General features: G+C 67.2%; 9 protein-coding genes. 5 read left to right on the top strand and 4 right to left on the bottom strand.

Features of this window, described 5'->3' with window-relative positions; genetic code table 11:
- Positions 1-33: 33 nt before the first annotated feature.
- On the bottom strand, positions 34-1239 hold the full coding sequence (gene glgA, locus FBY36_RS18560) for a glycogen synthase (RefSeq protein ID WP_142121795.1): 1206 nt from the start codon (positions 1237-1239) through the stop codon (positions 34-36).
- A gap of 102 nt (positions 1240-1341) precedes the next feature.
- Here glgA and glgC point away from each other — a divergent pair, with 102 nt between their 5' ends.
- From glgC to FBY36_RS18545, 3 genes are all read left to right on the top strand, one after another.
- A complete protein-coding gene (gene glgC, locus FBY36_RS18555; protein ID WP_142121793.1) occupies positions 1342-2751 on the top strand; it encodes a glucose-1-phosphate adenylyltransferase in 1410 nt (469 codons plus the stop codon).
- Between the two features lie 88 nt (positions 2752-2839).
- Complete coding sequence (locus FBY36_RS18550) at positions 2840-4291, top strand: SDR family NAD(P)-dependent oxidoreductase (protein ID WP_142121791.1); 1452 nt, start codon at positions 2840-2842, stop codon at positions 4289-4291.
- A gap of 18 nt (positions 4292-4309) precedes the next feature.
- Positions 4310-4777, top strand: a complete 468-nt coding sequence (locus FBY36_RS18545) for a pyridoxamine 5'-phosphate oxidase family protein (RefSeq protein WP_142121789.1) — start codon at positions 4310-4312, stop codon at positions 4775-4777.
- Positions 4778-4845: 68 nt separating this feature from the next.
- On the opposite strand, the gene FBY36_RS18540 is transcribed toward FBY36_RS18545, so the two are convergent.
- From FBY36_RS18540 to FBY36_RS18530, 3 genes are read right to left on the bottom strand one after another with little or no spacing between them, the layout of a single operon-like run.
- On the bottom strand, positions 4846-5697 hold the full coding sequence (locus FBY36_RS18540; RefSeq protein ID WP_142121787.1) for a transglutaminase family protein: 852 nt from the start codon (positions 5695-5697) through the stop codon (positions 4846-4848).
- Positions 5694-6620: an alpha-E domain-containing protein gene (locus tag FBY36_RS18535; RefSeq protein ID WP_142031231.1), complete on the bottom strand. Its 927-nt coding sequence runs from the start codon at positions 6618-6620 to the stop codon at positions 5694-5696. The genes FBY36_RS18540 and FBY36_RS18535 overlap by 4 nt, the downstream gene beginning before the upstream one ends.
- A 60-nt stretch (positions 6621-6680) precedes the next feature.
- Positions 6681-8237: a circularly permuted type 2 ATP-grasp protein gene (locus FBY36_RS18530; protein WP_142121785.1), complete on the bottom strand. Its 1557-nt coding sequence runs from the start codon at positions 8235-8237 to the stop codon at positions 6681-6683.
- A 113-nt stretch (positions 8238-8350) separates the two neighbouring features.
- Between FBY36_RS18530 and FBY36_RS18525 the strand changes: the two genes are divergently transcribed.
- Together FBY36_RS18525 and pepN are read left to right on the top strand one after the other, a co-directional pair.
- Entirely contained in the window at positions 8351-9409 is a 1059-nt protein-coding gene (locus tag FBY36_RS18525) for a YeiH family protein (protein ID WP_142121783.1), read from the top strand.
- A 33-nt stretch (positions 9410-9442) separates the two neighbouring features.
- Positions 9443-12085 (top strand): aminopeptidase N, encoded by a 2643-nt coding sequence (pepN, locus tag FBY36_RS18520; protein ID WP_142121780.1) that lies wholly within the window; start codon positions 9443-9445, stop codon positions 12083-12085.
- Positions 12086-12105: the final 20 nt, after the last annotated feature.

Genomic DNA, 12105 nt, shown 5'->3' with positions numbered 1-12105 from the left:
GGCGGCGCCGTCGTCGTTAACGCTTCAGGTGGGTCAGCTCTGTGCCGGCAGCACCGAGCGGTACACCTCGAGGGTGGTTTCCGTAATCGACTCCCAGGAGAAGTGCTTCTCGGCCCGCTCCCGGCCGGCCTGCCCCATGGCGCGGGCCCGCTCGGGATCGGACACCACCTCCGTGAGGGCCGCAGCGAACTCCTTGACGAACTTTTCAGGGTCCAGGGGCGTGCCGGTGCCGTCCGTGACCTGCTCCAGGTCCACCAGCAGCCCGGTGCGGCCGTGCTCAACCACCTCGGGGATACCGCCGGTGGCGCTCGCCACCACCGCCGCCCCGCAGGCCATGGCCTCAAGGTTGACGATGCCCAGCGGCTCGTAGATGGAGGGGCAGGCGAAGGCGGTGGCATGGCTGAGCACCTGGATCAGCTCATGGCGCGGCAGCATCCGTTCGATCAGGACAACGCCCGTGCGCTGCTTCTGCAGGTCCTCGATGAGGGCAGCGGTTTCGGCTGCCAGTTCCGGGGTGTCCGCTGCGCCCAGGCACAGGACCAGCTGGACGTCGGCGGGCAGTTTCGCGGCCGCCCGCAGAAGGTAGGGGACGCCCTTCTGGCGTGTGTTTCTTCCCACAAAGACCACGCTTGGCTTGGCGGGGTCGATGCCAAGGGCACGGACGGCGTCGTCGTTCTCGTCACGCTGCCAGAGCTCCACGTCGATGCCGTTGTGGACCACCCGGACCTTTGCAGGGTCCACGTTGGGGTAGCTGCGCAGGATGTCCTGGCGCATGCCCTCGGACACGGCGATGATCGCGGCAGCGGCTTCGTAAGCCGTCTTCTCCACCCAGGAGGAAAGGGCGTAGCCACCGCCCAGCTGCTCGGCCTTCCAGGGCCGCAGCGGTTCAAGGCTGTGGGCGCTGAGTACGTGCGGGATTCCGTGCAGCAGGGAGGCCAGGTGTCCGGCCATGTTGGCGTACCAGGTATGCGAGTGGACCACGTCCGCGCCCTGCACATCCGGCACAATGCGGAGGTCCACGCCGAGGGTCTGGACCGCCGCGTTGGCCCCGCCGAGGTCCCCGGGGACCTGGTAGGACGTTACCGTGGCGCCGTGGTAGTCGGCATCACGGGGAGCCCCGAACGCACGAACCTGCAGGTCAACGTGCTTACTAAGCACCCTGCTCAATTCGGCTACATGCACCCCGGCGCCACCGTAGATCTCCGGCGGGAACTCTTTAGTCACAATGTCTATTCGCACAAGACCCAAGGTAGTCGTTCACGCATAACTGTTCTAGTGTGAAGGAGTCCGGGCCTACCGGACTGTCTTGGGGAGTTACGAAGGCGTACAGGAGCGACCACTATGCCGTTGACCAAAAAAGTCCTGGCCATTGTCCTCGCAGGCGGCGAGGGAAACAGATTGATGCCATTGACGGCAGACCGGGCCAAGCCCGCCGTGCCGTTTGCCGGCAGTTACCGCCTCATCGATTTCGCCATTTCCAACCTGGTGAATTCGCGCTACCTGCAAATCGTGGTCCTCACGCAATACAAGTCCCACAGCCTCGACCGGCATATATCCGAAGCGTGGCGGATGTCCACCCAACTGGGGAACTATGTCGCCTCTGTTCCCGCACAGCAGCGCGTGGGCAAGAGCTGGTTCCTGGGCAGCGCCAATGCCATTTACCAGTCCCTGAACCTGATCCACGACGCCAACCCCGACATCGTCGTCGTTGTTGGCGCGGACCACGTGTACCGGATGGACTTCGCCCAGATGGTGGAACAGCACGTGCTCAGCGGGGCCAAAGCCACCGTGGCGGCCGTCCGCCAGCCGCTGCACATGGCCGACCAGTTCGGTGTCATCGAAGTCGACCAGAACGATCCGCAGAAGATCGCAGCCTTCGTGGAGAAGCCCGCCAGCACCCCCGGGCTTGCCGCAGATCCTTCCCAGTTCCTGGCCTCCATGGGCAACTACGTATTCGACGCCGACGCCCTGGTGGCCGCGCTGCACGTCGATGCCGAGCGCCTGGACACCAAGCACGACATGGGCGGGGACATCATTCCGTACTTCGTGAACCAGGGCGAGGCGGGGGTCTACGACTTCACGCTCAACGACATCCCCGGCTCCACCGAACGCGACCGCACCTACTGGCGCGACGTTGGCACCATCGACTCCTTCTACGACGCCCACATGGACCTCATCTCCCCGCTGCCGGTCTTCAACCTCTACAACTCCGAGTGGCCCATCTACACGCGGCAGAGCATCTCGCCGCCGGCCAAGTTCGTCCGGGGCAAGAACAACACCGTGGGAACGGCCCTCGACTCCATCGTTGCCAACGGAGTAGTGATCTCCGGCGGCGTGGTGGAAGGCTCGGTGCTGTCCAATGACGTCTACGTGGCCACCAGCAGCCGGGTCATCGACTCGGTCCTGATGGACAAGGTGCAGGTGGGCGAAGGGGCCGTGATCAAACGCGCCATCCTTGACAAGAACGTCAAGGTCCCCGCCGGTGCCGCCATCGGGCTGGACCCCGACCTTGACCGTGCACGCGGCTTCAAAGTCACCGAATCCGGCATCACTGTCCTCTCCAAAGGCCAGGAAGTCCCGGAGCCCACGGACGAAGAACGCCAGCTCGCCGCACGGCACCTGGGAGAGCTGCCCAGTGCCGTGAAGGCGGCCGCGGAGCAGTACCCCGATGTCCGCGAGACCGTGGACAAGGTGGCGGGCACGCACGCCGCCGCAGCAGCGGAGGCAGCTCCCAGCGCCAGGGTCTCCTGACCACGGTCAACAGCAGATCAAGTACGCCGCAGGCCGGGCCACCACTGGTGGTGCCCCGGCCTGCGGCGTACGCGGTAAAATTGTCGCAATGAGCTCCCCCGACCTGACCCCTGAGGACATCCAGGCCTGCCTCAAGGTCCTGAACACCATCCACGCGTACGACGAGGAGCACCCGGACTACGTCTCGGTGCGCCGCGCCACCGGAAAGATGTTCAAGGCCGTCAAGCGCCACCGCAGGGTCACCAAGCGCGACTCGATCGCCGAAGCCGACCGCGCCGTCATCGCCCAGACCGCCACCGCTGCGCCGGACCGGATCGATGACGAGACCCGCGGCAACAAGCTGGCGCCCTCCGCCACCGGCAAGGTTGCGGGCCACCTTCTCCGGTCCCGCCCCTGCTACATCTGCAAGCAGCACTTCACGCAGGTGGACGCGTTCTACCACCAATTGTGCCCGGAATGCGCTGCGTTCAGCCACAGCAAGCGCGACGCCCGGACCGACCTGACCGGGCGTCGGGCGCTGCTGACCGGCGGCCGGGCGAAGATCGGGATGTACATCGCCCTCCGGTTGCTGCGCGACGGGGCGCACACCACCATCACCACCCGGTTCCCCAAGGATGCGGTCCGCCGTTTCGCGGCCATGCAGGACAGCGGCGAGTGGCTGCACCGGCTGCGCATCGTGGGCATCGACCTGCGCGATCCTGCCCAAGTGATGGCCCTGACCGATTCACTCGACCAGGCCGGCCCGCTGGACATCATCATCAACAACGCCGCCCAGACCGTGCGCCGTTCCGGCAACGCCTACAAGCCGCTGGTGGACGCCGAGGACGAGCCGCTTCCGGCGGCACTGGAGCAGGCCAACGGCGGTCCGGAGCTGCTGACCTTCGGCCATGCCCATGACAAGCACCCGCTGGCGCTTGCCGGCAGCGTCACTGAGCACCCGGTCCTCGCCGGGGACGCCATCACCTCCCTGGCGCTGTCCACCGGTTCCGCTTCGCTGGAACGGATCGCCGCAGGAACAGCGATCGACGCCGGCGGGCTGGTTCCCGACCTGGCCGGCATCAACAGCTGGACGCAGGTGGTGGACGAGGTGGACCCCCTCGAAATGCTCGAGGTTCAGCTCTGCAACGTCACTGCGCCGTTCCTGCTGGTCAGCCGGCTCCGGAACGCCATGAGGCGCTCCACGGCACGGCGGAAGTACATTGTGAACGTCTCCGCCATGGAGGGGCAGTTCTCCCGCGCCTACAAGGGCCCTGGGCACCCGCACACCAACATGGCCAAGGCCGCGCTGAACATGATGACCCGCACCAGCGCGCAGGAGATGCTGGACAGTGACGGCATCCTGATGACCGCCGTCGATACCGGCTGGATCACCGACGAGCGCCCCCACTTCACGAAGGTCCGGCTCATGGAGGAAGGCTTCCACGCGCCCCTTGACCTGGTGGACGGCGCTGCACGGGTTTACGACCCCATCGTCATGGGCGAGAACGGCGAGGACCAGTATGGCGTCTTCCTCAAGGATTACAAGCCCAGCCCCTGGTGAAGGGCGTATGCTCACCGCATGAGCAACGAGTCATCTACCCAAGTCCAAAACCTCGAACACCATGAATGCTGGGCCCTGCTGCGGACCGTGTCCGTGGGCAGGCTGGCGGTGCTGGTGGATGGACGCCCCGACATCTTCCCCGTCAACTACACGGTGGACAGCGGCACGCTGGTCTTCCGGACCAGCCAGGGAACCAAGCTCTCGGCAGCGTCCGGCGATGCCCCCGTGGCCGTGGAGGCGGACGGGGTGGACCCCAAATCGGGCCTGGCCTGGAGCGTGGTGGTCAAGGGCACCGCGGCCCTGGTCAAGAGCACCGAGGATGTGCTCGAAACCTCCCGCCTCTACCTCTTCCCGTGGCAGTCGGGGCGGAAGGACGCGTTCGTCCGCATCACGCCGGATACGGTCACGGGCCGCCGCTTCCAGGTCACCGATCCGATGACGTGGTGGACCCAGATCAGCAGCGCCGCCAGGACGGCCCCGGAATAAAGCCGGCGGCATCAAAGAACAGGCCGACGGCGCGTGCCCCGGCCGTGGCGGCCGGGGAACCTGGCGCCTCAGGCGAGCTGGGTGATCTCCACGCTGACGTTCAGGGCGGACCCCCCGCCGCCGGACAGGATGCCCTTGAGCGGGGGCACGTCCCGGTAATCCCGGCCGCGTGCCACCGTGACGTGGAAGTCGCCGGCAGGTTTGTGGTTGGTGGGGTCCCAGCTGCGCCAGTCACCGTCCCACCATTCCAACCAGGCATGCGACTGTCCCGCCACGGTCTCGCCGATTCCGGCGCTGGACCGCGGGTGCAGGTAGCCGGAGACGTAGCGGGCCGGAATGCCGCAGCTGCGCAGCGCCCCGATGGCCAGGTGCGCCAGGTCCTGGCACACCCCCTGGCGCTGGCCCCAGGCTTCCTCCGCGTTGGTGGTGACGGCGGTGGAGCCGGACATGTACGTCATCTCCCCCCGCATCCAGGCAAACACGGACATGGCAGCTTCGTGCGGGTTCTTCCCCGCGACGACGTCCGGGATGATGCCCAGCACTTCGTCACCCGGCCCGCTCAACCGGGACTGCGGCAGCCAGTCACTGAACGTGTCCAGCGTTTCCGGTGCCGCCAGGACGTCCCACCCCACGATGTCCGCTTCCGCCGGAATCTTCCCGGCCCGGTGCACCTCCACCGTGATGTTGGAGACCACCTCAAGGTTCTCGTGCGGCATCTGCATATCAAAGGCCGTGACCCTGGTCCCCCAGTAGTCGCGGTAGGTGCTCACCGCCGCCTGGGACGGGGACACCTTCACCACGGACTCCAGCACCACCTGCTGCGAATCCGTCAGCGGCGTCATCCGGGCCTCGTTGTAGGACAGGGTGACGCGCTTGTTGTACTTGTAGGCCGTCCTGTGGACGATGCTCAACCGGGTCATGACACTTCTCCCACCCAGGCCAGTTCGTCCGCCTGATTGAAGTACTTACGGGAAATGGCGTCCGAGGCCTGGGACACTGCCTTCTGGACCCGTTCCATGTGCTCGGGCAGCTCGGACATGAGGTCGTCCGTCCGGTGGAACTCCAGGAAGGTCCTTGCCTGCCCCACGATGCGGCGGGCATCGTTGATGAAACCCACCCGCTGCGCGGACGGGTCCAGCTTTGCCAGGCACTCGTCCGCGTCCCGCAGCGCGTAGACGATGGAGCGCGGAAAGAGCCGGTCCAGCAGCAGGAATTCGGCGGCGTGCTGGTCACCGAAGGCGGCGCGGCGGGTGCGCAGGAAGGACTCGTAGGCACCGGCGCAGCGCAGCATGTTCACCCAGGACATGCCGGCGGAGAGCACGTCGCGGGTGGAGAGCATCCGGGCCGTCATGTCCGCGCGTTCCAGGGAACGGCCCAGGACCAGGAAGAGCCAGCTTTCGTCGTGGCTCACGGTGGTGTCGGCAAGGCCGCTGACCATGGCGGTGCGTTCCAGGGTCCAGTTGCAGAAGCGGTAGGTACCCACCACGTCCTTGCGGTGCTGGCTCAGGCCGTAGTAGGTGGTGTTCAGGCTCTCCCAGAGGCCCGAGGACACGGTTTCCCGGGCCCGGCGGGCATTCTCACGGGCTGCGCCCAGTGAGCCGGCGATGGACGTGGCGCTGGTCTTGTCATAAGCCAGGGCATGGAGCAGTTCGGGCAGGCCGAAATCCTCGCTCTGGGGCCGGGCGCCCATGACCGCCAGCAGTTCCTGGGCGACGCTCCTGCGCTCGTCCATGGGGAGGTGGTTCAGGCGTTCCAGGTGCACATCAAGGATACGGGCGGTACCGTCCGCCCGTTCCACATAGCGGCCGATCCAAAACAGGGACTCGGCAATTCGGCTAAGCATTCGCGGCTACCTCCTGCGCGCCCGGAACGGTGTAAGGAAAATGCCCGACGGCGGCGCGGCTCACTGCTGCTGCTCCGACTGGCGGTCGCGCCAGTTGCTTTCCACCGGCCACACGGAGACCCGTTCGCGGACCGTGACGGACTGGCGGGGAACGGTTTCCACCGGCATCTGGGGTGAATCTGCAAGCACCCAGGTGTCTTTGGATCCGCCGCCCTGGCTGGAGTTGACGATCAGGGACCCTTCCTTGAGCGCTACGCGGGTCAGGCCGCCCGGGAGGACCCAGACGTTGTCACCGTCGTTGACGGCAAAGGGCCTCAGGTCCACGTGCCGGGGGCCGAACTTGTCGCCGCTCAATGTGGGGACGGTGGAGAGCTGCAGCACCGGCTGGGCGATCCAGCCGCGGGGGTCCGCGATGACCCGCTGGCGGAGGGCGTCCAGTTCATCCCTGGAAGCGTCCGGGCCGATGACCAGGCCCTTGCCGCCGGAACCGTCCACGGGCTTGACCACCAGTTCCGCGAGGTTGTCCAGGGTGTACTCCCTGGCCTCCTTTTCCTCGAGGCGGAAGGTGTCCACGTTGGCGATGATGGGCTCCTCGCTGAGGTAGTAGCGGATCAGGTCAGGCACGTAACTGTAAACCAGTTTGTCGTCGGCAACGCCATTGCCCACCGCGTTGGCAATCGTGACGCCGCCCGCGCGGGCGGCGTTGACCAGGCCGGGGCAGCCGAGCATGGAGTCGGAGCGGAACTGGAGGGGGTCCAGGAAGTCGTCGTCGATCCGTTTGTAAATGACGTCCACGCGCTGTTCACCGGCGGTGGTGCGCATGTAGACGCGGTTGCCGCGGCAGATCAGGTCGCGGCCCTCGACCAGCTCGACGCCCATCAGGCCGGCCAGGAGGGTGTGCTCGAAGTAGGCGCTGTTGAACACGCCGGGGGTCAGGACGACGACGGTGGGATCGTCAACGCCGGCCGGTGCGGTCTTGCGCAGGGCCGAGAGCAGCCGGCGCGGGTATTCCTCAACCGGCCGGATGAGCTGCTGGCCGAAGGCTTCCGGCAGGCCCTTGGCCATGGCGCGCCGGTTCTCCAGCACGTAGCTGACCCCGGAGGGTACGCGGACGTTGTCCTCCAGGACGCGGAACGTGCCGGCGGCGTCGCGGACGACGTCGATGCCCGAGATGTGGACCCGGACCCCGCCCGCCGGTTCGAAGCCGTGGACCTGCCGGTGGAAGTGCGCGCTGGTGGTTACCAGCTGGCGCGGGATCACGCCGTCGGACACCACGGTCATTTTGTCGTAGACGTCGTTCAGGAAGGCTTCCAGGGCACGGACCCGCTGGGCGACCCCCTTTTCCAGGACGTCCCACTCGGCCGCCGGGATGACGCGGGGCACGATGTCGAGCGGAAAGGGCCGTTCCTCACCCGCGTAGTCGAAGGTCACCCCGCGGTCCAGGAAGGTGCGCGCCATGGAGTCGGCGCGTGCGGTGACGTCCGCCAGGGAGAGCTTCCGGAGTGCGTCCGCCACCTGCCCGTACGAGTCCCTGGCCTGTTGCCCCGGGGCGAACATCTCGTCGTAGGCTCCGGTGCGGCCGGCGGCCTCGGAGTAATCCTGGAATAGGTCTGACATGTCCAATAGCCAACCATCTTTTTGTTTCGAATTCATTACTGCCATCCATTGTGGCGTGTTGGCGCCAATGGCCCGGTTCGTACTTTACGGGCCTCGTCGGGCACAGTAGGTGAGTGCCAGACAGCAGAAGCCTCCCAGCGCCGGGCCACGGCCGTTCCGGGCCGCGGATTGCCCGCCTGGTTCCGGGGCTGCTGACCGCCGCTGCCGCTGTTGCGGCGGCCTTCCTGGTGCATGGACTGCTGCCGGCCCTGCCGGCAATGACCCTCGCTGTGGTCCTGGGCGTTCTGGCCGCCAACCTGCCCGGCGCCGGCACCTGGACGGGAGGCCGGGCACGTCCGGGGCTGGACTTCGCCGGCAAGCACCTGATGCGCGGGGGAATCGTACTCCTGGGCCTGAAGGTCAGCGTCATGGATGTTTTGGGCCTCGGCTGGGTGTCCCTGGTCCTGATGGTGGGCGTGGTGGCAGCCAGCTTCGGCGGGACCTATGCGATTTCGCGCTTGTTCCGCCTTCCGCCTGTGACCTCACTGTTGGTGGCCACGGGATTTTCCATCTGTGGTGCCTCCGCCATTGGCGCCATGGCCGCCGTCCGCCGCATCCGGCACGCGGAAACCGTCCTGCCCGTGGCCCTGGTCACCCTGTGCGGCACGCTCGCCATCGGCGTCCTCCCCCTCCTCGCGCAACCCTTGGGGCTCACGGCCACAGTGTTCGGAGCCTGGACCGGCGCGTCGGTCCACGATGTGGGCCAGGTGGTGGCCACGGCGCAAACCGCCGGGACCGCTGCCCTGGCGGTCGCCGTCGTCGTCAAGCTCACCCGCGTGCTGCTGCTGGCCCCCGTCGCCGCGCTGGCAGGTGCCCATCACCGAAACGGGGTGCGTGCCCTGGGCGCCGAGGATGGCGTGGTCAAGAAAATGCCACCGCTGGTGCCGCTGTTCGTCCTGGGCTTCGTTGCCATGGTGGCGCTGCGCTCCACGGGCTGGCTGTCCGCAGGCTGGCTCGACGTGGGGGCCACCCTGCAGGACATCCTGCTGGGTGCGGCCCTGTTTGGCCTTGGCTCTGCGGTCCGCATCCGTACCCTGCTCCATACCGGCGGACCGGCACTCCTGGCGGCGCTGGCATCCTGGCTCCTGATTGCCGTGCTGGGCCTTGCGGCTGCCTTCCTGATCGCGGGCTGAGCGGACGCACCGGCCGCGTGATTAGATAGCCGGGTGTCACATGAGAATCTGCAGCGCACCGAAGCCGCCGAACGTTCAGCCCGGATCAGCACCACCAGCTACGACGTCTCGCTCGATGTGCGGCAGGCAGCAGATCCGGCGGTTCCCGGCTACACCAGCCGCAGCGTCATTACCTTCACCGCGGAACCCGGCGCCGGCACCTTCGTGGACTTCATCGCCGGTGACGTGCACAGCGTGTTCCTCAACGGCAAGAGCCTCCGGGTGGAGGACGTGGTGGACGGCGCACGGATCCGGCTGGACAACCTGCGGGCCGAAAACCAGGTCACGGTCACGGGAACGGCGCTCTACAGCCGTTCCGGAGAGGGCATGCACCGGTTCGTGGACCCGGCGGACGGCCAGTGCTACCTGTACACGCAGTACGAGCCTGCTGATGCGCGCCGGGTCTTCGCGAACTTCGAGCAGCCCGACCTGAAGGCGGCCTACACCTTCCACGTCATGGCACCGGCCGACTGGCACGTGGCGTCCAACGGCTCCGAGGTCAACCGGACCCTGCTGACCAGCGATCCCGCGACGGCGTGCTGGGACTTCGCCACCACCCTGCCGATGTCCACGTACATCACCACCATCCTGGCCGGGCCGTACTTCAAGGCAGAGGACGGCTGGCAGGCAACGCTCGACGACGGCACCCAGCTGAACGTCCCGCTCGCCCTCTACTGCCGCGCGTCCATGGCGGACTCCTTCGACACCGAGGAGCTCTTCAGCCTGACGAAAAAGGGGCTGGACTTCTTCAACCGCCTTTTCGACTTCCCCTACCCCTGGGGCAAGTACGACCAGGCGTTCGTTCCCGAATACAACCTCGGCGCCATGGAGAACCCGGGGCTGGTTACGTTCACGGAAAGCTACGTGTTCACCTCCCGGGCCACGGACGCCCAGTACCAGGCCCGCGCCAACACCCTGATGCACGAGATGGCGCACATGTGGTTCGGCGACCTTGTGACCATGCAGTGGTGGGACGACCTGTGGCTGAAGGAGTCCTTCGCCGACTACATGGGAACCCTCGGCGTTGACCGGGCCACCGACTGGGACACGGCCTGGGTCAACTTCGCCAACAAACGCAAAGCCTGGGCCTACGTCCAGGACCAGCTCCCCACCACCCATCCCATCGTGGCGGACATCCCGGACCTTGAAGCGGCAAAGCAGAACTTCGACGGCATCACCTACGCCAAGGGCGCATCGGTGCTGAAGCAGCTGGTGGCCTACGTGGGCTTCGACGCGTTCATCGCCGGGTCGCGGGTGTACTTCCGGAAGCATGCCTACGGCAACACGTCGCTGGCCGACCTCCTGGCTTCCCTGGCGGCGGCGTCGGGGCGGGACCTGTCCGGGTGGGCCCGCCAGTGGCTGCAGACCTCCGGAATTTCCAGATTGTCAGTGGAGTTTGCAGCTTCCAGTGCAACGGACGACGACGGCGTGCCGGGCCGGGTGGCGATCGTCCAGGAAGCGGTGGATCCGGTGACAGGACGCAAGGAGCTGCGCCCGCACCGGCTCCGGGTGGGTTCCTACGACTTCGACGCCGGCGGCGCCCTGGTGCGGACCGGGAGCATCGAAACCGACGTGGCCGGCGCGCGGACGGAGCTCCCCCAACTCGACGGGCAGCAGCGGCCGGCGCTCCTGCTGGTCAACGATGAGGACCTGACCTACGCCAAGGTGCGGCTGGACCCGGTATCTGAAGCAACGGTCCGCGCCTCCCTGGACCGGATCACGGACCCCATGGCGCGTGCCCTGTGCTGGACTGCGCTCTGGAACTCCGCCCGCGATGGAGAGAGCCCGGCATCGTTGTACGTTGACGCCGTGACGGCCTTTGGTCCGGCTGAAAGCGGAATCGGGGTCCTGCTGAACGTTCTGGACAACGCCACCACCGCCGTCGAACGTTACACACCGGCGGGCACCCGCGCGAGTGTCCGTGCTTCCTTCATCGAGGCCGCAGGCGGCGAGCTGGACCGGGCCGTCCCCGGTTCCGACGCACAGCTTGCCTGGGCCCGCACCCTTGCCGCCCTCAGCCGTCATGATGCGGCAGCACTCCCCCGGCTCCGTGGCCTGCTGGATGGCACGGAACCGGTGGAGGGCCTGTCCGTGGACGCTGAGCTGCGCTGGCAGCTGTGGCATGCGCTCGCCGCCAACGGAGAGGCCAGCGCGGCGGAGCTCGACGCCGAGCTGGACCGGGACACCACCGCCTCCGGCCGCGCCGGCCACGCAACCGCCATGGCATCCCGCCCGGACCCGGCCGTCAAGGCCGCCGCCTGGGAGGCCACCGTTCACGGGAATGAGCTTTCCAACCAGCTCCTCACGGCCACCATCAGCGGCTTCAGCACCGCGCCGCCGCCGTTGCTGGAGCCGTACCTGGAGCCCTACTTCGACTGCCTGCTGGCTGTCTGGGATGAGCGCAGCATCGAAATCGCCAGCCGGATTGTCCGCGGCCTCTATCCCGCCGCGCAGGACCTGGCGGACGTGACCCGCCCCGGGGACCACCCGGTGGTCCGGCGGACGGATGACTGGCTGGCCGCCAACCCCGACGCGCCGCACGCCCTGCGCCGGATCATCGTCGAGCAGCGCAGCCACCTGCTGCGCGCACTCACCGCGCAGGCCGCCGTCGTTCCCCACCCATCGATTGCTCCGTAACTGCCGTTTTCCCCGCCCAA

It is taken from the genome of Arthrobacter sp. SLBN-122, from assembly GCF_006715165.1.
Lineage (GTDB): Bacteria > Actinomycetota > Actinomycetes > Actinomycetales > Micrococcaceae > Arthrobacter.
Note: the sequence above shows the minus strand (reverse complement) of the source record. Positions and strands in the feature narration are given on the sequence as shown.